The 21283-nt window shown below is 48.9% G+C and carries 18 protein-coding genes and 3 tRNA genes; 15 read left to right on the top strand and 6 right to left on the bottom strand.

What is annotated here, in order from left to right:
- Positions 1 to 68 precede the first annotated feature (68 nt).
- The 3 genes from DFR27_RS05460 to DFR27_RS05450 all read right to left on the bottom strand — a co-directional run bounded on the left by DFR27_RS05460 (position 69) and on the right by DFR27_RS05450 (position 352).
- A tRNA-Asp gene (locus tag DFR27_RS05460) sits at positions 69 to 145 on the bottom strand.
- A 35-nt stretch (positions 146 to 180) separates the two neighbouring features.
- A tRNA-Asp gene (locus tag DFR27_RS05455) sits at positions 181 to 257 on the bottom strand.
- 19 nt (positions 258 to 276) lie between these two features.
- Positions 277 to 352, bottom strand: a tRNA-Val gene (locus tag DFR27_RS05450).
- A 222-nt stretch (positions 353 to 574) separates the two neighbouring features.
- Between DFR27_RS05450 and DFR27_RS05445 the strand changes: the two genes are divergently transcribed.
- The 8 genes from DFR27_RS05445 (at position 575) to tsaA (ending at position 9817) form a co-directional block, all read left to right on the top strand.
- The gene (locus DFR27_RS05445) at positions 575 to 991 is read left to right on the top strand and encodes a cytochrome c-type biogenesis protein (protein WP_170150788.1); all 417 of its coding nucleotides are present in this window, start codon (positions 575 to 577) and stop codon (positions 989 to 991) included.
- Complete coding sequence (locus DFR27_RS05440; protein ID WP_121876440.1) at positions 988 to 2013, top strand: tetratricopeptide repeat protein; 1026 nt, start codon at positions 988 to 990, stop codon at positions 2011 to 2013. Before DFR27_RS05445 ends, DFR27_RS05440 begins: the two co-directional genes overlap by 4 nt.
- A 71-nt stretch (positions 2014 to 2084) precedes the next feature.
- A complete protein-coding gene (locus DFR27_RS05435; protein ID WP_121876439.1) occupies positions 2085 to 5540 on the top strand; it encodes a chromosome segregation protein SMC in 3456 nt (1151 codons plus the stop codon).
- A 12-nt stretch (positions 5541 to 5552) separates the two neighbouring features.
- Positions 5553 to 6482: a cell division protein ZipA gene (gene zipA, locus DFR27_RS05430; RefSeq protein ID WP_121876438.1), complete on the top strand. Its 930-nt coding sequence runs from the start codon at positions 5553 to 5555 to the stop codon at positions 6480 to 6482.
- Positions 6479 to 8503 carry an NAD-dependent DNA ligase LigA gene (gene ligA / locus DFR27_RS05425; RefSeq protein ID WP_121876437.1) on the top strand — a complete coding sequence of 675 codons (2025 nt, stop codon included), beginning with the start codon at positions 6479 to 6481 and terminating at the stop codon, positions 8501 to 8503. Before zipA ends, ligA begins: the two co-directional genes overlap by 4 nt.
- Positions 8503 to 8916 carry a hypothetical protein gene (locus tag DFR27_RS05420; RefSeq protein ID WP_121876436.1) on the top strand — a complete coding sequence of 138 codons (414 nt, stop codon included), beginning with the start codon at positions 8503 to 8505 and terminating at the stop codon, positions 8914 to 8916. Before ligA ends, DFR27_RS05420 begins: the two co-directional genes overlap by 1 nt.
- Positions 8917 to 9132, top strand: coding sequence for a hypothetical protein (locus DFR27_RS05415; RefSeq protein WP_121876435.1), 216 nt, complete (start codon positions 8917 to 8919; stop codon positions 9130 to 9132). It abuts the gene before it with no gap.
- Positions 9119 to 9817 (top strand): tRNA (N6-threonylcarbamoyladenosine(37)-N6)-methyltransferase TrmO, encoded by a 699-nt coding sequence (tsaA, locus tag DFR27_RS05410; RefSeq protein ID WP_121876434.1) that lies wholly within the window; start codon positions 9119 to 9121, stop codon positions 9815 to 9817. Before DFR27_RS05415 ends, tsaA begins: the two co-directional genes overlap by 14 nt.
- 7 nt (positions 9818 to 9824) lie before the next feature.
- Here tsaA and DFR27_RS05405 read toward each other — a convergent pair whose 3' ends face one another.
- The 3 genes from DFR27_RS05405 to DFR27_RS05395 form a co-directional block, all read right to left on the bottom strand.
- Positions 9825 to 10598, bottom strand: coding sequence for a TrmH family RNA methyltransferase (locus tag DFR27_RS05405; protein ID WP_121876433.1), 774 nt, complete (start codon positions 10596 to 10598; stop codon positions 9825 to 9827).
- An 89-nt stretch (positions 10599 to 10687) separates the two neighbouring features.
- A complete protein-coding gene (gene xthA / locus DFR27_RS05400) occupies positions 10688 to 11497 on the bottom strand; it encodes an exodeoxyribonuclease III (RefSeq protein ID WP_121876432.1) in 810 nt (269 codons plus the stop codon).
- A 39-nt stretch (positions 11498 to 11536) separates the two neighbouring features.
- On the bottom strand, positions 11537 to 13651 hold the full coding sequence (locus tag DFR27_RS05395; RefSeq protein ID WP_121876431.1) for a carboxy terminal-processing peptidase: 2115 nt from the start codon (positions 13649 to 13651) through the stop codon (positions 11537 to 11539).
- Between the two features lie 499 nt (positions 13652 to 14150).
- Between DFR27_RS05395 and purE the strand changes: the two genes are divergently transcribed.
- The 7 genes from purE to DFR27_RS05360 all read left to right on the top strand — a co-directional run bounded on the left by purE (position 14151) and on the right by DFR27_RS05360 (position 20899).
- Positions 14151 to 14618 (top strand): 5-(carboxyamino)imidazole ribonucleotide mutase, encoded by a 468-nt coding sequence (gene purE, locus DFR27_RS05390; protein WP_121876607.1) that lies wholly within the window; start codon positions 14151 to 14153, stop codon positions 14616 to 14618.
- Between the two features lie 3 nt (positions 14619 to 14621).
- Positions 14622 to 15740: a 5-(carboxyamino)imidazole ribonucleotide synthase gene (locus tag DFR27_RS05385; protein WP_121876430.1), complete on the top strand. Its 1119-nt coding sequence runs from the start codon at positions 14622 to 14624 to the stop codon at positions 15738 to 15740.
- A gap of 317 nt (positions 15741 to 16057) precedes the next feature.
- Positions 16058 to 17002 carry a sodium-dependent bicarbonate transport family permease gene (locus DFR27_RS05380; RefSeq protein ID WP_121876429.1) on the top strand — a complete coding sequence of 315 codons (945 nt, stop codon included), beginning with the start codon at positions 16058 to 16060 and terminating at the stop codon, positions 17000 to 17002.
- 1 nt (position 17003) lies between these two features.
- Complete coding sequence (locus DFR27_RS05375) at positions 17004 to 17306, top strand: P-II family nitrogen regulator (protein ID WP_121876428.1); 303 nt, start codon at positions 17004 to 17006, stop codon at positions 17304 to 17306.
- 291 nt (positions 17307 to 17597) lie between these two features.
- Positions 17598 to 19031: a YcjX family protein gene (locus tag DFR27_RS05370; protein ID WP_170150787.1), complete on the top strand. Its 1434-nt coding sequence runs from the start codon at positions 17598 to 17600 to the stop codon at positions 19029 to 19031.
- Positions 19028 to 20131: a YcjF family protein gene (locus tag DFR27_RS05365; protein WP_121876426.1), complete on the top strand. Its 1104-nt coding sequence runs from the start codon at positions 19028 to 19030 to the stop codon at positions 20129 to 20131. The genes DFR27_RS05370 and DFR27_RS05365 overlap by 4 nt, the downstream gene beginning before the upstream one ends.
- A 135-nt stretch (positions 20132 to 20266) precedes the next feature.
- On the top strand, positions 20267 to 20899 hold the full coding sequence (locus tag DFR27_RS05360) for a hypothetical protein (RefSeq protein WP_121876425.1): 633 nt from the start codon (positions 20267 to 20269) through the stop codon (positions 20897 to 20899).
- Positions 20900 to 21283: the final 384 nt, after the last annotated feature.

Below are 21283 nucleotides of genomic sequence, written 5' to 3'. Positions count from 1 at the left end.
ATTCTTTTCACAAAACACCATAACAAACTATAGCGTTTAATGGAAAAACTGCTGATCATCATTTGTAATGGCGGACCGGACGGGACTCGAACCCGCGACCCCCGGCGTGACAGGCCGGTATTCTAACCAACTGAACTACCGGTCCGCAATACAAATAATCTGTGCTTTTCTGATTTAAAGTGGCGGACCGGACGGGACTCGAACCCGCGACCCCCGGCGTGACAGGCCGGTATTCTAACCAACTGAACTACCGGTCCGCATTTTAAACTTTAAAACTGGTGGGTGATACAGGGATCGAACCTGTGACCTACGCCTTGTAAGGGCGCCGCTCTCCCAGCTGAGCTAATCACCCAAGCACGCCGCGCATTTTACGTAGACGGAGAAAGTTGTCAACTATAAAGTTAAAAAAACTAAATAAATCAATAAACTAACGTCTTTTAGGGTGCTACAAGCGCGGCTAAAAAACGCGGTCAAACTGTACCTATAGTCTAACGCAAATGGTATGATTCACTTTATAAGCTCGCTACGCTACTGCATTCATACCGCGGGTACAAACGTTCTTACGGAAACTAATATGAAAAAACTATTTGCCGTTATCTCGTTCCTTTTAGCTTCTAGTGTCTACGGATCAATTGATCTCTATGAGTTTCGCAGTGAATTGGATCGTATTCGCTTCGAATCCTTAACGGCTGAGCTCCGCTGCCCAAAGTGCCAGAATCAGGCCATTTCCGATTCCGACGCGCCCATCGCGCAGGATATGAAGGATATCGTCTACGAAATGCTCATGGCAGATAAGTCAGATATCGAGATAAAGGACTACTTGGTGGCACGCTACGGCGAATTTGTGCTTTACAGCCCGGAGATGACTGGCGTCAATTACGTGTTGTGGTTAGGTCCGTTCGTCCTGTTGTTCTTGGTGGTCACCATTGCCATTGTGGTGGTGCGTCGCAACGGCGTTGAAGTGAGCGATAGTGAGGAGTCTTACAAATGATGTCACTCACGATTGTGGTCCTTGCTACCTTGGTAGTGAGTGGGGCAGTTATTTGGCAGCTCGCGAAGCGGGACAATTCTAGTACTAAGGGTGCAGCGTCAATCTTTCTAGCACTAGCGGTGGTGATGGTGCCGCTCGTTGGTGTCCTGGGTTATCAGTCTTCAGGTAGTTATGACCTGGTAGAAATTGATCAGCTTGCGGCTGAATGGACTCAGGCTGTTAACGCTGGCGGTGACGCAGAAGCCATTTCTTCGCAGCTAAGTGATCGAATTAATCTCGCTCTACAGGAAGATCCTGAACAAGAGCGCCTGTTGTTCTTAGCGGCAACCCTCGATAAACAGGCCGGTCGTTATCAAGCTGCGGAAAGCCGATTCGCTCAGATGCAACGTTTATCACCGGAAGATCCCCAGGTCGCGGCGGAGTACGCGCAGGTCAGTTATTTCGCAAACCGCGGCATAATCACGCCGGCAATTCAGTTACGCTTAGATCGTGCATTGGAGTTAGATCCTTCTAGTCGGCCGGTGTTGGCACTCTTGGCAGTCCATAACTACCAAAACCAACAGCCAGAGCTTGCATTAAGCTATTGGCAACAGCTACTCCAGGTATTACCAATGGATAGTCCTAGCCGTCCCATGATCGTTGAGGCGGTTGCTCAAGTATCCGCCGAGCTTGGCATTGATACTTTATCGCGCTCCGTTACCGTCAATGTGAGCGGCACTGACTTGATCGAAGTATCTCCTTCGGCGATGGTCTTTATCGTGGCTAGACCGAACACTGAAGGAGCACCCTTAGCAGTCAAGCGGGTTCCAGCAGGATCGCTGCCAGTATCCGTAGCGCTTACTCCGGCAGATGAAATGATTAGCGGACATAATATTGCTAATTTTGACCAGTTTATTGTTTACGCAGTACTCAGTCAGTCAGGCCAAGCGGGGAAGCAAGCTGGTGACTGGGAGAGTTCTACATTTAGTGTCAATAATGAAATTCAAACACTAGATATTGTCATTGACCGCCAAGTCGAATAAATTAGAAACTACGCTAATAATAATCGGAGCGCCGTACGCGCCCACTGTTTGCAAGGAATTGGTTCCGCCCCATGCGCCTAAAATCGATCAAATTGGCAGGCTTTAAGTCTTTCGTTGATCCCACAACTGTTCATTTTCCTTCGAATTTGAGTGCAGTGGTGGGGCCGAATGGCTGTGGCAAGTCGAATGTGATCGATGCCGTTAGGTGGGTAATGGGGGAGTCGTCGGCAAAGAACCTCCGTGGTGAGTCCATGACGGACGTTATTTTCAATGGCTCAAGTAGTCGTAAGCCTGTAGGGCAGGCGTCCATTGAACTAGTGTTCGACAATTCTGACCACAGCATTCAGGGTGAATGGAATCAATTTGCCGAAGTTGCGGTTAAACGGAAGGTCACTCGAGAGAGTCAAAATACCTACTATATCAATGGCACTAAGTGCCGCCGCCGCGATATTACAGATATCTTCCTTGGAACTGGCTTAGGCCCACGCAGCTACGCCATTATTGAGCAGGGAATGATTTCCCGTTTAATCGAGTCTAAGCCCGACGAACTTAGAGTGTTTATTGAGGAAGCCGCTGGCATCTCTAAATACAAAGACCGTCGGCGTGACACCGAAAATCGAATTAAGCGGACTCGAGAAAACCTTGAACGATTAACTGATCTTCGGGACGAGTTGGGTCGTCAACTCGAGCGCCTAGCTCGACAAGCTTCCGAGGCGCAGCGTTATCGAAAGCTTCGTGCTGAAGAGCGTGAGTTAAAGGCAATGGTTATCGCGGTACAGTGGAATGAATTCGACCAGCAGCTAGTAGAGTATGATGCGCTAATCGCTAAGCTTAACGAAGAAATTGACGACGTTCGTGCAAACAAAATGGGCGCTGAGTCGAAGATTGATTTGTTGCGAAGTCAAAGCGAGGCGTTACAGATTAGCTACCAGGAAATTCAGCAAGCCTACTTTCAACTCGGCTCTAAGATGGCCCAATTGGAACAAAACGCTAAATACTCGGCAGACAAATCGAATAAGCTGCAGCAGGAGCTACAGCAATCTAGCGCTGCTCGTAATGCCATTGACGTCCAGCGAGAGGACGACCAGCAAAAGCTAACGGGTGCTGAATCGTTATTACTCGCGTTAGAACCCGAGCTTCAACTTCTTGAAGAATCCTTAGCTGAACAGCAGTTGTTAATGGACGACGAACGCGCGTTACGCGAACAGGCTAATGAAGCACTGCAACAATGTAAGCGAGACCTCGCCACCTTTGAGCAACGGAAAGCGAATATTCAGCAGCAAATTAGCCAGCAGCAATCTACTGTTGAACAAATTGGTCAGCGAAGAGCGTCACTGCTAACTGAACAACAAAAAGTAGAGCGTGCCCTAAACGAAAGCAAACTGTCTGAGTTCACCGAACAGCGCCAAACTACACTTAGCGTGATGAACACGCTAGCTGATCAAGCTAACAAAACGCAACAACTGCGCGACCGACTGAGAGCCGATCTCCACGCTCTGAAGGAGCGTCAGAGTGAGCTAATGCACGCCGGCGTTAAGCTAGAATCGCGTAACGAGGCCATCAATATCCTTATGGCTGATCGTCAGTCAACGGAGTTGGAAGCAGCGGTCGCAGAGTATGGGCTTTCTAATGCGCCTACCTTAATGAACGAACTCAAAGTACCCGAAGCGTGGCAGGGGGTGTTTAGCTGGATACTCGGGAGTTGGCTTGACGCTCGCATACAGCTGAGCGAGTTCGGTGAAACAATCGTAGCGCCGAACTTGCCGGTGCTTAGTTCGCCCTGTCAGCCCGTAGCGGGCACACTCGGGGCACTGGTTGAAGCCGGGCAGGTACCTGACTTCCTCAATAGTATTCTAGTGGCTGACGAACTGTGTAGCGCTCTGCGTATTCGTGATTCGCTAGCGCCGGGGCAAAGTGTTATTTGTAAAACCGGTGAGTGGTTAAGCCGTAATACACAAACCATGATCGGCGAGCAGATTGCCGTGGATCCACTCCTCTTGCTTGAAGAGCAACGTTTGCTCGACGGCCAAATGAATGAGAATAGCGGCTTGCAGGAAGCTGGATTAGCCCAACTTAAGGCGGTAGAAGCAGAGCTCAACGGAGCCGATGCGGCGCTTCAGGATGAGCGTCAACAGCTTGCCGCTCAGCAAACGCTTAATAATCAAGCGGAGGCTAATTATCGTGCTGCCGAGGCCACGTACACCCAATTGAGTGCGCAACTCACGTCGCTTCAGGAATCCCACGGGGAGCTTGAGGAGAGTGAGTTGGTGGCGGTAGAGCTCGGCGAAGAATTGGCGCTTCAGCTCGAGGCGCTAATCGAAGAGTCCCACTACAACCCCTTAGCGCAGCTTGAGCAGGCTTTGGAAGCTACCAGCGCAAAGCTTCAGACGTTAGCCGCTAACTACCGAGATAGCGAAGCAACGAGACAGCGATTACTTCTCGATTCACAACGCTACCGCTTAACCATTGACGCGGCCAAGTCCGCGCTTGCTCGTGTAGACGAGCAAATACAGGATCGTCTTGAACGAGAGGCAACACTGCGCGAAGAGCTGCAGATCATTGCCGAAGAAAACATCGAACTGCCGCTGCAGATAGAGGAATTGGCCGAGCAGCGCTTAGTTATGGAAGCGGACCTCACTGCAGCCAAGCAGCGAGCGGATGAGGTGGCGCATGAGTTGCGTACGCTTGAATCATCACGCGGTGATGTTGAGCGTATGGTTGATAAGTTACGTGAGCGCCTCGAGCAGCAACGCCTCGAGCGGCAAACGGTTTACGTTAAACTAGGTGGTTTAGCAGAGCAGCTGCGTGAACACGAGATTGACCTTAAAGCCGTATTAGATAGTCTGCCCGAAGAGTTGGATTTGCCTACTTGGGAAGCAGAGCTTGTCCGCTTCGAACAACGTATCAAACGATTAGGCGCCATCAACCTAGCTGCGATTGATGAGTATGAGCAAGAAAAGGAACGTAAGGACTATCTGGACGCGCATGATGCAGATCTGAACGAGGCCTTAGAAGCGCTCGAGACGGCCATTCAGAAGATTGACCGCGAAACTCGTGCGCGTTTTAAGGCCACATTTGATACAGTGAACGCAGGCTTGCAGACGCTTTTTCCGAAAGTCTTCGGGGGCGGTAATGCGTGGCTTGAGCTAACCGGTGAAGATCTACTTGATACCGGCGTTTCAATTATGGCTCGTCCACCAGGTAAGAAAAACAGCACCATCCATCTGCTTTCTGGTGGTGAGAAGGCCATGACGGCTATTGCGTTGGTGTTCTCGATTTTCCAATTAAATCCCGCGCCATTCTGTATGCTGGATGAGGTTGACGCACCGTTGGATGACGCGAACGTAGGACGTTATGCGAAACTGGTTGAAGAAATGAGCGCGAACGTACAATTTATTTACATAACCCACAACAAAATTGCTATGGAAATGGCACAGCAGTTGCAGGGTGTCACGATGCATGAGCCAGGCGTTTCCCGCTTGGTTTCTGTGGATGTTGATGAAGCCGTGGCACTAGCCGAGGCATAAACGAGATATAACATGGAACTTAATCTTCAAAACATTTCGATCTTGGTAGGCGTACTGATTCTACTGGTGCTAGCACTCGATGGTTTACGACGTTCGATCCGCGCTAGGCGCTCTGAGATCCGAATGAATTTGAATTTAAAGGACGGCTTAGACAAAGACGTTCTCGAAGAACTCTCACACGAACTTCCCTCGGGAGGAGCACGTGTTGTTGATCGCGATGGTACCGACGACACAATGGACCATCCAGATGTGGACGGCATGGGTGTTGAATCGCACAGCAACGCTGGTGACGAACAAGACCTAATACGTGAGCCTAGCTTCGGTGTAACGCCCAACCAAGTAGAATTTGATTTCCCAGACGAACAAGCGCTTAGCGCCCAGGTAACCGAGCAGGGCACAGACTTCGATTTAGATGATGTGCCGACACTCACGGAGAGTGTTGAAGAGACCGAGGGGGCCACTCCCGCATCGCAGGAACCTGGCCATAATCTCGAGCCGGGCGACGAAGTGCTTACTATTTTTGTACGTGCTCGTAAGGGTATGCAGTTTGGCGGGCATGAAGTAGTCGAAGCGCTGCTTCGTAGCGGTGTTAATTATGGTAGTAAGAAGATTTTTCACGCCCACTTTGATGACAAATTAAAGAACGAGGTTAGTTTTTCGGTGGCGAATATGGTTGAGCCTGGCTACTTCGATATTGAAGCCCTCAGTGAGTTCTCAACAACTGGCCTGATCTTCTTTATGTCGCTTCCTAAACAGAATCCGCATATCGCCCTACGTACTATGGTCGAAGCTGCTAGAGCTACGTCCACTGCCTTAGACGGCGAAGTCTATGATTCCGATCTATCGGTATTTACCCAGCAAACTCTAACGCATTATGAAAATCGACTTCATGAATTTACTCGCACACAAATGCGTAAGCAGCGCGAAAGCACGGCCGAATGAGCAATAAAGCGCAATACATTTCGCTGGTCGAGCGACTAAATCAGCTGTCATCTGCCTACTATACGCAAGACATGCCGCTTGTGGCCGACCAGGAATACGACCAGCTCTACCAAGAACTCGTTGAGATTGAACAGCAGCAACCGCAATGGATCGCGCCAGATTCGCCCTCGCAGCGGGTTGGTGATAAGCCGTTAGATGGTTTTCAGCCGGTCAGTCACCTCAAGCCTATGCTTAGCCTAAATAACGCTTTTTCGGATGAGGAATTAGCCGATTTTTATCGTCGGTGTAGCAGTTTGGCCGCTAAAGATGAGCTAGAGCTTTGCTGTGAATACAAGCTTGACGGCGTAGCGTTAAGTCTAGTTTATGAGCACGGTTTGTTGGTTCAGGGCGCTACCCGTGGTGATGGAACAACGGGTGAGAATATTACGAGTAATGTTCGAACCATTCGGAATATTCCGCTTAAGTTGTTGACCAACAACCCGCCCGCCAGACTCGAGGTTCGCGGCGAAGTCATCATGCCACACACAGGTTTCAAAGCGTTTAATGAACGAGCGGTAAGAAATAATACCAAGCCGTTTGTTAATCCAAGAAATGCGGCCGCGGGAAGTTTGCGCCAGTTAGATCCTGCCATAACGTCTGAGCGGCCCCTAGCTTTCTACGCTTATAGTATTGGGGATATCTCAGTTGGAACAGATTTCACCACTCACTACGAGCAATTAGAATTCCTCAGTTCCCTCGGTTTGACGGTCAACAGCACAACGCGCATCTGTACGTCGCTTCAGGCGGCCGTTGACTACTACGAGCAAACGGACCGAGAACGCACGCTACTTGCCTACGACATTGACGGTATTGTCTACAAAGTGAATGATCTCGCGTTGCAACAAAAGATTGGTTTTGTAGCCAGAGCGCCACGCTGGGCCGTCGCGCGGAAATTTCCTGCGCAAGAAGCGTTTACTACGCTTATTGATGTTGAGTTTCAAGTTGGCCGAACGGGAGCAATTACGCCGGTAGCTCGCTTAGAGCCAGTATTTGTTGGAGGTGTTACGGTTTCCAATGCAACGCTCCACAATATGGATGAAATTTCACGCTTAGGGCTTCATCTTGGTGATCGTGTCGTCATTCGACGTGCAGGCGATGTTATCCCTCAGATTGCCGCCGCCTTGGCGCCGGAAGGCAAGAAGAGGGGGGCGATACCTGCGCTTCCTACGACCTGCCCAGTTTGTGATTCACTGGTTGAGCGCGACGACAACTTTGCCGTGGCGCGTTGCTCCGGTGGGGTAGTGTGCTCGGCGCAGCGTAAAGCCAGCTTAATTCACTTCGCTTCGCGTAAGGCGTTCGACATCGACGGTTTCGGTGACAAGCTTATCGATCAATTAGTCAACCTGAATGCACTCAAGGGCTTTCCCGATGTGTTTAGCCTCTCTTTCGATCAACTTATCGCCCTAGATCGATTCGGCGAAAAAAGTGCCAGCAAGTTACTTTTGGCCATTGAAGCGAGTAAGTCAGTCAGTTTAGCGCGATTCATTTATGCGCTGGGTATTCGTGAAGTTGGCGAGGCTACCGCCTTAGAACTCGCTCGTTACTTTGGTGACATTCACCGCTTAGTGGCTGCCAATCGTGAAACATTAGAATCCATTGATGATGTGGGCCCAATCGTCGCTGGTCATATTCTGACCTATTTTTCGGATGAAAAGCACCGAATTGCGATTGACCAACTCCTTGCAGCGGGCGTTGAACCACAAGTCGAGTCAGCTTCGGGCGTTGATGCTGAGGCGCTTAAAGGGCTCACGATTGTGTTGACTGGCAGTTTCACAGCAATGAATCGAAACGAAGCGAAGCAAAGGTTGCAATCCTATGGTGCCAAAGTTGCTGGGTCGGTTTCTGCTAAGACCTCAAGGGTCTACGCTGGGCCGGGCGCCGGCTCAAAGCTAGCCAAGGCAGAGCAGCTGGGCGTTGAAGTATTCTCAGAAGATGATTTGATCGAACTACTTGCCACATTAGACTCAGAGGTAACCGAGTAATGCAAGAATCAATCGTATACGGATGCATCACGGATACAAGTCCTGCGCTTGATGTCGAACGGCGTCGCGCGAATCGTTTAGCGTTGGCACATTTACCAGCCAACGAAGCTTGGCAATTCCTCAACCGAGAAATGTTTTCGGTTCCCGAGCATTCTCAACCACGTGGCGACTTTATCACCGAGGTAATGCACTTCGGCTCTTCGTACGGCGCCATCGAGTACGAATGGGACGAGTGGATCAAGCAGTTTGAAGCGCTATTAACCAAGATGTACTGGGTTTCAGCAACCGTTCACTTAGAAACCGAGTTGAGAGGCACACACAGCTTCGTATGGACACCTGACGGTGACCACCACAAGCCCGGCAGTAACGCCATGTCAGTTAAATGCGAATGGCTTCACGAGACGAGTTATTAAATGAAGAAGACCTTACGTAAGTTCAAAACCCCTGTCTTAGGGATCATCGCCATGGCCGTCATGCTCTGGGGTGTTCACCGAGCCTTCCATGTAAGCTACGGTGAAATGTTCGCGTTGTTCAAGGAAGTATCACCTTTTTTTCTCTTCGTCATCGCACTAGGTAGCTTGGCAGCTTTGGTTCTGCGTTGGTGGACTTCACGCCGTGACGACAGCTAAAGACTTTTTACTATCGCGAATTGGGGTCATCAACACACCCTTTGATAGCAAGTTTGCTGTGCCTCGGCAGGCACGTTTAGCAGCGGGCGCGAGAGGGGTAATCGTGCTTGACGACGACTACTCAGACCCTAACTTTGTGCTAGGCCTAGAAGGCTGTACTCATATCTGGGTTAGCTTTGTCTTTCATCTAGTTGGCGCTTCAGACAAGCCGACGGTTAGGCCGCCGCGATTAGGCGGTAATGAGCGTGTTGGTGTCTTTGCTACGCGTTCAACCCATCGACCGAACCCACTCGGTCTATCGGTGCTGAAATTGGATAAGGTTGTCCTTGGTGGGCGCACGGAAATTCATGTTTCCGGAGTAGATCTTGTTAGCGGCACACCAATTTTAGATATTAAGCCCTATGTGCCTTACGTTGACAGCGTAGCCGATGCGACCTACTTGATGGCAGATCAACCACCGCGCACTCTGAAAGTTGTTTGGACGGATCAGGCTAGGAACGAGTTTGAGTTGATAAGCGCTAAGCTAAACTTAACGGACATGACGGGTGTTGAACAAATTTTGGCTCAGGACCCTAGGCCCTCTTATCATAACGACGAAGCCCGTGTTTACGGGGTAAGTCTTGAGGGGATAGAATTTAAATTTACCGTTAGTGAGAACGCCGTAACTATCCAGGGCGTAGCGTAGGTGCTCTCTAGCTGATTTGCGTGGCGTAGGCCACTATTGAGGCCGCAACGGCTACATTTAGAGACTCTACTTCGTTATGCATGGGTATTGATAGCGCATGGGTAGCGGCTTTGCGAGTTTCCTTCGATACGCCTTCGCTTTCATTACCCATCACATAAACCGTACCAACACCATCAGTTGCCGCAAAGCTAAACACATCTTCCTTTGCTTCGCCCGCGAGCACGGCAATATTGAGCCCCTGGGTTTGAATAATTTCAATGGCTTCCGATACGGTGTCACACAATAGTATAGGTGCCTTAAAAAGCGTGCCGGCGCTGCTCTTTACAACCAGCGCGTTAAGGCTAGCGTTGGCTTGGCGCGGTATTATGAGTCCATTGATGCCTGCAGCCGCTACACTTCTGATAATCATACCCACGTTCTGTGGGTTGGTGACGTTATCGAGAAGAAGCCATTGGCCAGTCTTCTCAGTTGATTTGAGTGCTGCTTTACTCAGCAGGTTCATTTTGGGGTTATGAACATCTACCACCACGCCTTGATCCTGCTTCATATTCCGAGATATACGGGAGAGCGATTTGCGATCGTGGTAGAGGATCTCTACATCCCTAGACTCCGCTGCACGGATAATGTCCTTGATAATTCCCTGAGGCTTATTGCTGTCAGCGAGATGAAGCTTATGAATCAACAAGCTGTGGTCTTCCAACATCTCTAACACTGGCTTTCGTCCATATACGCTGATCATTGAGGCTAGGAACTGCTTTTTTGCTTGGTAGTCAGAGGTCATTGGTTGCTCTTATAACTAGGTTTAGTACTGATTATATGCCTAACTTTCACTTTAGGACCGTTAAGTTCCGTGATCTTGCTACTTGGCAACTAGAGTTCAAGCTCTAACCAACAGGGTGCGTGATCAGACGGTTTTTCCATCGCCCTTATATCGTAGTCGATGCCTGAGTCCTTCAACCCGCCCGTGAGATAGCTTGAAGTGAGAATAAGATCAATTCTCAGCCCCGTTCGAGGGTCGCGTTCAAAGCCTCGGCTTCGATAGTCGAACCAACTTAGTGCAGTTGATGTTGGCTTGAGATGGCGGTGGCTATCCACGAAGCCTAATCCGGTTAATGTTGCCAGCCAGTCTCGTTCAATGGGCTGGAAGCTTGCTTTACCTGTTCTGAGCCAACGCTTTTGGTTATCGGCACCAATACCGATATCGATGTCTTGCGGTGCAATATTGTTATCCCCCATGAGCAGGACGGCTTCATTGGCCAAATCATGATTCGCCATGAGTTTAGTTAAGTCCGAATAGAACTTCCGCTTAGCTGGGAATTTAGTGGCATGACTAAGATTATCACCTTGAGGATAGTATCCGTTGTAGACATGGACAATTTTGCCATTGATGTCAAAGCTTCCGCCGACAAAACGTTTTTGGTCATCATCGGTATCGGTAGGAAAACCTTTCACCACCGATAGGGGCGGTAGCTTTGACAACAGCGCTACGCCATAGTGCGACTTTTGACCGTGAAAAATACAGTGGTAACCTAAGTCTTCTATTGCGGCCAATGGAAACTGTGGGTCATCTACTTTGGTTTCCTGTAGACCGATAAAATCCGGTTGATGGGTAGCGATAATAGCTTCAAGTTGATGCAGACGAGCTCGGACACTATTTATGTTGAAACTGATGACGCGCATGGTGACCCCTGAAGAGAACAGGGGTCACGGCAGGGTTGACTAATCGTCGCGTTGAACCCAGCGGCCTATGTTCTCTGAACGTGTAAGATTAATTAGGTCGACTAGGATATACGTGGACTCATCCAGAATAAAGTCAGGTGGTGAATTTTCTTCATCGCTTTCCGATACTTCCAGATCAACGTCGAGTTCCTCGTCGTTGGCATCATCAAGTTCATCCAAAGAAGTGAGTAGATCTTGCCCCTTCAACGCTCGACGATTGTTTTCAATGGCTAACGCTGATGCCTCGAATTCTTCTTTCTCTCGCAAACGCTGATCGTAATTGAGCGTGATTTCTGATTGAAGGCCCTGTGTTTGCATCCAGTCGTAGCGCTCTCGGAGGTAGTTAAAATCACCGTCATCGCTTGTTCTTGCACGGTGTTCAGCCGTAAGCACAGGCACGTACCGGTCCGTGTCGATCCAAACATTATGGTCCACAGCATGAATCGGCTCCCACGCCAAAGCATACGGGTAGGCGCTCTCGCCGATATCACTCGGGTCATACTGAAGAGGGAATTGGATGTGTGGTACAACACCATCGAACTGAGTACTTTGGCCGTTAACGCGATAGAACATCGATTCGGTAACCTTGAGAGCGCCGCCGTCAAAGGATTCGATACTTTGCACCGTTCCTTTGCCGAAAGTAGGCGTACCCACTACGATGCCACGCTGGTAGTCCATGATTGCGCCAGCGAAAATCTCTGAAGCCGATGCCGATAGACGGTTAGTCATTACCACCAAAGGCCCGCTATAGATCATAGGGTGTCGAGCTCGATGTTGGCGTGAAACGCGGGTATCACCGTAGCGAATCTGTACCACCACACCCGGGTCAATGAACAAATCAGTCAGGCGGTCCGCCTCTATCAACGCGCCGCCGCCGTTATTACGTAGGTCGATAACGATGCCTTCTACTCGTTCCGCTTCCATTTCACGAAGGATATCGAAAACGTCGTTAGCGGTGGAACGGAAATTAGGGTCTCGATTACGATAGGCCTCCATATCCATGTAGAATTTTGGAATGGTAATAACGCCTACTTTGCGAATACGTTCACCATCCCAAACGTCATGAACCTCTCCGGATGCGGCGGACTCTTCGAGTTGAACGGCTTCGCGAACGATAGCCACTTCAACCGTACTCGAGAGATCATCGGAACCGCGTTTGAGAACTTCAAGACGAACCGTTGAGCCTGAGTCGCCGCGCACAAGGTCTACCACGTCATCCAAACGCCAGCCGATCACATCTTCAATAGGGCTATCGCCCTGACCAACGCCAACAATCCGATCCGCTGGCGAAAGATTACCTTCTTTGTCCGCCGGGCCATTGTTAACGAGTGAAACAATTTTGGTGTATTCACCATCCTGTTGAAGGACTGCGCCGATACCTTCTAACTGTAACCGCATTGAAATTTCGAAATTTTCCAGCGCACGTGGAGAAAGGTAAGACGAATGGGGATCATAGGCCAAGGTTAAGGCGTTAGCGTACTGGTCAAAGGCATCACCGGCGTTTAACTGAGATAGGCGTCTTGCTTGGTTGTCGTAACGTTTCTGCAAGGTTTCAGTGGCCGCCGCAGGTTCTTTACCCGCTAACTTTAAACTTAGTGCAGCATTCTTTAGGTAACGGCGCCAAAGGTCATCGGCTTCATTCATATCCTCGGGCCAACTCGCTTCACTACGATCTCGCGCTAGCGCTTCGTCCTGACTGAAGTCAAACACCTCTACGCCGTTGGCTAAAAGTACTTGAATCGCTTCGTAGCGCTCAAACGTACGCTGATTATACCGAGCGTTGATATACTCAAGCGGGCGCAATGATCCTTCCAGGGTATGATCATCGAGGGTAAAGCGGAATTGTTCGAACTCATCGATATCACTTTGGAGGAAGAACAGCCTACTTGGATCTAGTGATTTTAGGTAAAGCTCATACCAACGCTCCGAATAGGCGTCATTGAGTGTTTGACGTGAGTAATGTTCAGACTCTAACATCCCGGCAATGTCTTGAAGCGTTTCCTGCTCCACAGGGCTAAATTCGAATACATTTTGCTCGTAAGCGGTGGCTGTGCCAACACTTAAACCCGAGACAACCAGTGCTAGCGCAATTGGCTTGAAGGAACCTTTTATCACAGCGTACTCCTAAATCAGACGCGGTCTAAATTAACTATACATATAGACAGCCTAATGAATGTTTTCGTTCCTCTCAATGTATAAACCGAAGTTCTACGGTAATCCGTTAGTTTTAGGGGCGTAATTCTCTACATTCGCCGTTGGTGATCGCTAATCTTTGTTGGCTAGCGATTTTCCAACAGGAGTGTGAATTTTACAGACCGAGTCTCAAATCCTCATCGTAACTGTTACTATTCGCCCTTAGTATTCGTTATGTTGAATGGCTTCCCACGCCTAGCCCCATTAGGTGCTGCGTAGGAGAGAGCGCAACTAGTGGCTTAGTTGCCGGTTAAATGGCAGAAGCCAAACAATTATTTGCTGACTTGGTAAGACGGAAATCGTCTGCTAACTATGAGCCAATTGCATTGACACTGCGCAGTACTGTCTATGCTATTGGCACTTTGTTTTTTATGGAGAAGTTGTTGTGAGCACATCTAACACGCCGCTCGTTGGTGTCATTATGGGATCGAAGTCTGATTGGGAAACAATGAGTCACGGGGTGGCCATCCTAGAGCAATTTGGTATCCCACATGAAGTTGAAGTGGTATCGGCTCATCGCACGCCTGACAAGTTGTTCAGTTACGCTGAACAGGCAGAATCACGAGGCATTGAAGTCATCATCGCTGGCGCGGGTGGGGCGGCTCACTTACCGGGCATGGTTGCTGCAAAGACTTCACTTCCAGTACTCGGAATTCCAGTTCAGTCAAAAGCGTTAAACGGTATGGACTCGCTGCTATCAATCGTGCAAATGCCAGGTGGCATCCCCGTTGCTACGTTGGCAATAGGTAAAGCGGGTTCCACGAACGCAGGCCTTCTAGCAGCAAGTATTCTTGGCAATAAGTATCCAGAATTTAAAACTGCATTAAATGAATTCCGAGCTCATCAAACGGACACCGTAATGAGTAATCCAGATCCTCGAGAAGCTTAAACTATGAAATTTGGAATCTTAGGCGCTGGACAGCTAGCGCAAATGATGGCAATTGCGGGTCGCGAAGATCAGAGCAGCTTTAGTTTCCTTAGTGATGATGCTGGCTCATGCTCAGCGCCCTACGGCGACTTGATTGTTGCCAGTTACGATGACCTAGAGGCGCAAAATAAACTTGCAAGCTGGGCGGACGTTGTCACTTACGAGTTTGAGAATGTGTCCGGCGAAGCTGTGAAGAATATCGAAGCACAGGTACCCGTACATCCATCTTCCTCAGCACTCGCCGTATCAAGCGATCGTTTGTTGGAAAAGACACTTTTCAATTCACAGAATGTAGGCACCGCTGACTTTCGGGCTGTTTCTAGCTTTGAGGAGCTGAGCGAAGCGTTTAAGCAATTGGCGCGCCCATGTATCCTAAAAACGCGTTCCGAAGGTTACGATGGAAAGGGTCAAGCGGTTATCCGAGCCGAAGAAGATTTAGGCACTGCTTGGGAAAGCGTTGGCAAGGTAGCGTGCATCCTAGAGGCCATGGTTCCTTTTGATCGTGAAATCTCGGTTATTGCCGCGCGTTCAGTTAGCGGTGAAATTGCCTACTACCCTATAAGTGAGAATAGCCACCGGGAAGGAATATTACGGCTTTCTGTTGCGCTACAGGATGACCCAATGCAAGCGAAAGCTGAAGCGATGGTCACCCGTCTAATGGAAGAGTTGGACTACGTTGGCGTTATCGCGCTGGAGCTATTCCAAGTGGGCGATGAACTACTTGCTAACGAATTTGCCCCACGTGTACATAACACTGGTCACTGGACTATTGAAGGGGCGGAAACCTCGCAGTTCAAGAATCATCTGTTAGCTATTGCCGATAAGAAACTCGGTTCCACTGCGGTCAATTCAGATGTCGCTATGGTAAACCTTATTGGTTCAGTACCTGAAGCCGAACTCATGCAGGCTGTTCCCGAAGCTGCACTGCACGCCTATGGGAAGTCGGATAGAGCCAATCGCAAAGTCGGCCACGTAACGCTGGTAAGAGCCTCTGATCAAACCGTAGCGGACTTCAAGAATGACGTTGCCGAGTTACTTTTGATAGTGGGTGAGACTAAGTTAGCGCAGAAACTCCGCAACTAAGCTGTATTAAAGTGCTATCCACGAAATTGAGCTACCCAACGCTACGCGTTAACAAGGTAGCTCTCTTTTAAGTAACGCAGTAAAAGCATTGCGAAGAAGGTGATTAGGGGGTAGATCAGTCACCCTAACTTGAGATAAGACGCTATTTTTTCCCTCCGAATAACTAAGCCCAATAAGCTACTATGACTTATCAGTCAATTACGTTGTTATCCCAGTTGATAGTTCGCAAGTAATCTCTACTATGACAGCGCTACGAAATCCATTGATAATCACCAATTAGCTAGTAGCAAAACTTTCAACTAGGAGCAGGCGTATCTATGGCCGAACCGATCATTCTTTTCTTTATCTTTGGTGTGCTAGCAGGGTTGATGAAAGCTGAGTTAAGACTACCGTCTCAGATTTACGACTTCGTCAGTACGTTATTACTTATTACCATAGGGTTAAAGGGTGGTATAGAACTCGCAAAACAACCCTTTCTATCACTGCTTCCGCAAATTGTGGCGGTCTTCTTGATGGGTGTACTCATTCCCCTCTTGGCCTTTCCCGTGCTTAAACTACTGGGGAAATTTAGTAGAGCTGACGCAGCTTCTATCGCCGCACACTACGGCTCAGTCAGTGTGGGTACTTTTGCGGTAGCCATCGCCTTTATGGGGACTAACAACATTTACTTTGAAGAGTACATGGCCCTATTGCTAGTGATTCTGGAAATTCCCGCCATTATTGTTGGTATTGTTTTGGCTAAGGGGTTGTCGAAACAGACGCAGTGGGGCGAAGTGGCCCACGAAATATTCACGGGGAAAGGCATCTTGCTGCTACTGGGTGGATTATTCATCGGCTGGATAGCGGGTGAAGAGGCGCTAGGTTCGATCAAACCGCTTTTCTTCGACCTCTTTAAGGGAATACTCGCGTTATTCCTACTGGAAATGGGAATTATCGCGGCCTCGAAGCTTGGTGCGCTTCGTCAATATGGCTTCTTCTTGCTGATTTTTGGTATAACCATGCCTCTAGTCTCGGCGGTTATCGGTATCGGGGTAGGGCTACTGTTGGAGCTATCTATTGGCGGTACCGCAATGATCGCTATTCTCGCAGCCAGCGCATCCTATATTGCCGTACCTGCTGCTATGCGCTTATCACTGCCTGAAGCGAATCCAACGCTATCATTAACCGCCTCCCTTGGCATTACGTTCCCGTTCAATGTACTCATTGGCATCTCGTTGTACTATGAACTAGCCGTGATCGCACACCAATACTTTGGAGCCTAACATGCAAGCTAATAATAAAACGTTAATTACCATTGTGACTGAAGCATCACTAGAAAATAAGCTCTCAAAAGAACTTGATGACTTTGGTGTTCATGGTTATACCATCACCGATGCACGAGGTAAGGGTGCCCGCGGGCTCCGCAGTGGTGACTGGGATGTTGAAAGCAACATTCGTATCGAAGTTATTTGTAGTGAGCTCATCGCACGAGAACTGATGAATCTCCTACAGGAGCGGTACTATGACAATTTCGCGATGATCACCTACAGTCACGAAGTGTTCGTGCTGCGTCCCGAAAAATTCTAGTAATCAAGTAGGGTGGGGCGAACTGAGGCCTACCCTAATAAAACCCGCCGTAAAATTTCGCCCCGCATTCTCCTCAGCTTATCCTGCAACACTAAGGGGGGCATACCCAATCGCTTATTTCGTTCAACGATGTCTACTCAGGCCTGCTAGCTGCATGTATTCCACACCAACCCTCAAAGTCCGTTGCTTGAAGTCGTCTTGAAAGCTATCGTTATGAATACAAAATAATGAAACTAAATTTCTAGTGCTGCATCCAAAACCGCGGCAGTGACGTCAATTAAGTATATGACTATGAAACTATCTACTAAATCACTACGAAGAAAGCTCAGTAAAGCGGGATCAACGCTGGATGAACTTGTGGACCAAGGTGTGAGTGTGTCAACCCATCACTGGGAAAGACTACGCCAAGAACGCCTCAAAATTGGCGTTGCTGGACTTTCTGGCTCGGGCAAGTCAACGTTCATTACTAGCTTAATTGCCCAGTTACGCTGCTTTGATGAGGCTACATTAACCTCACTTTCTGCCCACGTAGAAGGGCGTCTTCGCGCGGTGGAATTGTTACCGCCAGCGAAACATCGCGAGGAGCTGGGGTTATTTGCTTTCAGCAAGCATCATTCCCAATTGGTTGCTGAGACGCCATCATTTCCGCCGTCAACTGAGCGCCCGAGCGCCATCGACGTGCGTATCAACTATGTGAGTCGAAAAGGTAAGCGGAAGTCCTTGATTGTCGAGATTACCGATTTCCCGGGTGAGTGGTTGGTGGATACCGCTCTACTCGAAATGAACTTCGAAGAATGGAATAGTTGGCAAAGCAAAATCTGGAACGAGTACGAGCAGGGCGAGATCAAAGAGATACTTGCCCCCCTTCAGTTAGTGAATGAGGGAGTAGATCTTGAATCAGCTTCTTCAGAGCCTGTTTCTGCCCGCTTTGATGAACAGCTACTTAAGAATACCTTTGAGAACTATAAACACTACCTTCAATCTAAACGCTCCGAGTCTGGCGGAACACTCTACACACCTGGGCAGGTAACTGTGCCCAATGATAACGTTGACTGCTTTCCCATACCGCTCTTTACGGTTGAGGAGGGCGAACGGAGCAGGGCACTCTTCTCCCTTATGGAAGAGCGCTATATGAACTATGTTAATGGCTCGGTAAAGCCGTTTTACGAGAACCACATCAAAGGACTCGACCGACAAGTGCTTTTGGTTGATGTGCAATCGGTACTGCACCATGGAAAGCAACGCAAGGAGGAGGTCTCCGAGGCCTTGGCTCTCATTATGGGTCAAGTGATGTTCACCGAAACACACTCACTGATGAACTGGCTAAGTCCACATGTTGACAAGATTATGATCTATGCAACCAAAGCCGACCTGGTGCTGCCTGAGGATCATGAAGAAATGCGCAAGGTGGTGCAACAGGTTGCTCAGGACGCTATACGATACACCAAGACGCAAGGCGCCAGTGTTCACGTTGAAGCCGTTGCAGCGATGCGTGCAACACGATACTCAATGGACGATCGCGGCGAGTTCTTAAGCGCAAAAACAAGTGAAGGCAAATCGGTTCGCTTCCAAAACCCCACATTAATTGGTGCGGAATCCCTTAACTATGAAAGCTTTAAGCAGTACGCCTTACCGTCGCTACAGCCCAGAGTTAAGCACGGTGTGCCAGAACATCTAAGAATGGATACGGCCATTGAACAAATTTTGGGAGACTGGTTACGATGAATAATGAACCAAGAGCGGGGCATATCGAGTTCTCCGAGACTGATGATTCCGTTGAGAACGTGGGTCGCACCGGTAGCATAGTAGAAAGTAGTCTCGATGGAACGGAGTCAGCACAGGGCAAGGAACGTGACCAATGGCCGACAACAACGGCTAGTGAAGAACCAAAATCAGCGGACAAACAGCCTGGTATCGCGGAACGTGCCGTTTTCTGGGGGCGATGGTTTTCAGTAGGTATTGCCACCATTGTCCTAATTGAAGGCTACCGGCTGCTCGATTTCGCTTGGGAGGTCAATAGTGCCTTCGGTGTAACCATAACAGCGTTGTTAGCAGCGTTAACTGGCGCAGCGGGATTTCGTATTTGGCGCTGGCGCCAAGCGGGAAAGCAACTCGCGAATTACGAGGCCTTGCGTATCGAAGCGGAGAAAGCCTTAGTTCAACGTTCAGTCAAGTTGAGAAATTCTTGGCAGCGTGCCGCCGGGCGTCATTTCAATAATCCAGATATGCAGCGAATGCTATCAAAGGTAGCTACCGAAGCGGGTGACTATAGTGATAGCCGCGAGTTCGTTCTTGCGGTTGATAAAGCGCTCGCGAAAGACCAGGATCAACGCGCTCAGAAACTGATAGCCGACACTGCTAAAAAGTCAGCCTTAGCCATTGGCATTAGTCCTTTCGCTACCCTCGATATGATACTAGTATTTTGGCATTCACTGCGTCTAGTTGATGGTATTGCGAAGATTTATGGTCTAAAACCGAACGGGCGAGTACGTTATCAACTCGCCCAAAAGATGCTGAGAAATACCTTTTCAATGGGCGCTACCGAAATAGGGCTTCAGTCACTACTACCTGAACTTGGCCTTGGGATGGGCTCTCAGCTACTCGGCCGTGTTGGTCAAGGCATCGCCGCAGGCGTCTTAATGTCGCGGCTTGGACTTGAGGCATTACGTGGAGTAAGGCCCGTTCCGTTCCATGATAACGCGCCACAACTTAAAGATATTGTACGTGCCGTCACTCAACGCTCAACTAACGAAGAGCTCCAGGCTATGGGAGTAACAAAACTAGCCGCAAACAAAGTAAAAGAGGCTAGCGCAAAAGGGTCCTAATAATAGGAGTACATATCGCGTCAGTAGGTTTGGGAATCGTGTCGCGCTGAAGTGTTAACGCATCACTGCAATCGCTAAAGCGTGGCATTGTCACTAGAAAAATATAATTGATTACAAACTTAGAGGGAAATCAGTATGAAGGGAACCACAACACTAAAGGCAGTAATTGTTACCGCTCTCACCATGGGTGCGTCATTCACTCATGCGAATCAAGAATTTGAGTTTAGCTCAACGTTTGATTTAACAACTGTGGATGTACAGGAACTACAGCTGCAAGTTGATGTAGGCAAACTTGATTTCTCGATCAGCGAGGACAACTCACTCTCAATTAATGCGCTGATCGAAGGAGATGATTGCACTGGCGACACGGAGAATGATCCAAAGGTTGAGGCGAAACTGCGCGGCGATGTACTTGAGCTTTCAGTTGATCACCAAGACTGTGTGGCCGATTTTACGATTGTAGCGCCACGAAGCCTTAAAACGAAGGTTGAAATGGGCGTTGGTGAACTCCAGGCCACAGCCGGCGATCACTTTCGAGGTACCGTGGGTGTTGGTGAAGTTACCGTCCGAGTTGATAGTGCTAACTTTAGTCGCATTGATGCGGACGTAGGTGTTGGCGAAGTCGATCTTCGCTTAGATGATGGCCGCGTAACAGAAAGTGAGCGTTGGTTCGTTAATGAGAGCATCACCTGGAGAGGCGATGGCAGCGCGCGCTTGGAAGTAGAGCTTGGCGTAGGCGAAATTAACATTCGCGAAGCACGTAACTAAGTCGCCACGGCGCTATAGTTATCCTGTAGCGTCTTAACCATGAAATAGTGTGAGTAGGCTATAGATAGCAAGACTGCGCACAGCGAAAGGGGCTGTTTACACACAGCTCCTTTTTAAAAGATCATCAATTTAACATAATATACATTATGCGCAGTAATATATAGGCAGCATACTCTCAGTCTTGAGCGGCATGCCTACAGCCAAATATTGATGACATGAGCTACTAGATAAGCTACTAGATAAGCTACTAGATAAGCTACTAGATGAACTACTCGATGAACTACTCGATGAACTACTCGATGAACTACTCGATGAACTACTAGATGATCTGCAAGGCAAATCAACGGCTAACGGCCTGTTGATTGGCAGGCTACTCTCAGTAAT

Source organism: Umboniibacter marinipuniceus (genome assembly GCF_003688415.1).
In the GTDB taxonomy this organism is placed as follows: Bacteria; Pseudomonadota; Gammaproteobacteria; order Pseudomonadales; family DSM-25080; genus Umboniibacter; species Umboniibacter marinipuniceus.
This window is presented reverse-complemented; position numbering and strand designations above follow the sequence as displayed.

Coding starts and splice junctions, on each gene's coding strand:
- DFR27_RS05420 (WP_121876436.1), top strand. CDS start 8,503: ATGCAAGAATCAATCGTATACGGATGCATCACGGATACAAGTCCTGCG.
- zipA (WP_121876438.1), top strand. CDS start 5,553: ATGGAACTTAATCTTCAAAACATTTCGATCTTGGTAGGCGTACTGATT.
- DFR27_RS05445 (WP_170150788.1), top strand. CDS start 575: ATGAAAAAACTATTTGCCGTTATCTCGTTCCTTTTAGCTTCTAGTGTC.
- DFR27_RS05365 (WP_121876426.1), top strand. CDS start 19,028: ATGAATAATGAACCAAGAGCGGGGCATATCGAGTTCTCCGAGACTGAT.
- DFR27_RS05370 (WP_170150787.1), top strand. CDS start 17,598: ATGAAACTATCTACTAAATCACTACGAAGAAAGCTCAGTAAAGCGGGA.
- DFR27_RS05440 (WP_121876440.1), top strand. CDS start 988: ATGATGTCACTCACGATTGTGGTCCTTGCTACCTTGGTAGTGAGTGGG.
- purE (WP_121876607.1), top strand. CDS start 14,151: ATGGGATCGAAGTCTGATTGGGAAACAATGAGTCACGGGGTGGCCATC.
- DFR27_RS05380 (WP_121876429.1), top strand. CDS start 16,058: ATGGCCGAACCGATCATTCTTTTCTTTATCTTTGGTGTGCTAGCAGGG.
- DFR27_RS05375 (WP_121876428.1), top strand. CDS start 17,004: ATGCAAGCTAATAATAAAACGTTAATTACCATTGTGACTGAAGCATCA.
- xthA (WP_121876432.1), bottom strand. CDS start 11,497: ATGCGCGTCATCAGTTTCAACATAAATAGTGTCCGAGCTCGTCTGCAT.
- DFR27_RS05415 (WP_121876435.1), top strand. CDS start 8,917: ATGAAGAAGACCTTACGTAAGTTCAAAACCCCTGTCTTAGGGATCATC.
- ligA (WP_121876437.1), top strand. CDS start 6,479: ATGAGCAATAAAGCGCAATACATTTCGCTGGTCGAGCGACTAAATCAG.
- DFR27_RS05435 (WP_121876439.1), top strand. CDS start 2,085: ATGCGCCTAAAATCGATCAAATTGGCAGGCTTTAAGTCTTTCGTTGAT.
- DFR27_RS05360 (WP_121876425.1), top strand. CDS start 20,267: ATGAAGGGAACCACAACACTAAAGGCAGTAATTGTTACCGCTCTCACC.
- DFR27_RS05405 (WP_121876433.1), bottom strand. CDS start 10,598: ATGACCTCTGACTACCAAGCAAAAAAGCAGTTCCTAGCCTCAATGATC.
- DFR27_RS05385 (WP_121876430.1), top strand. CDS start 14,622: ATGAAATTTGGAATCTTAGGCGCTGGACAGCTAGCGCAAATGATGGCA.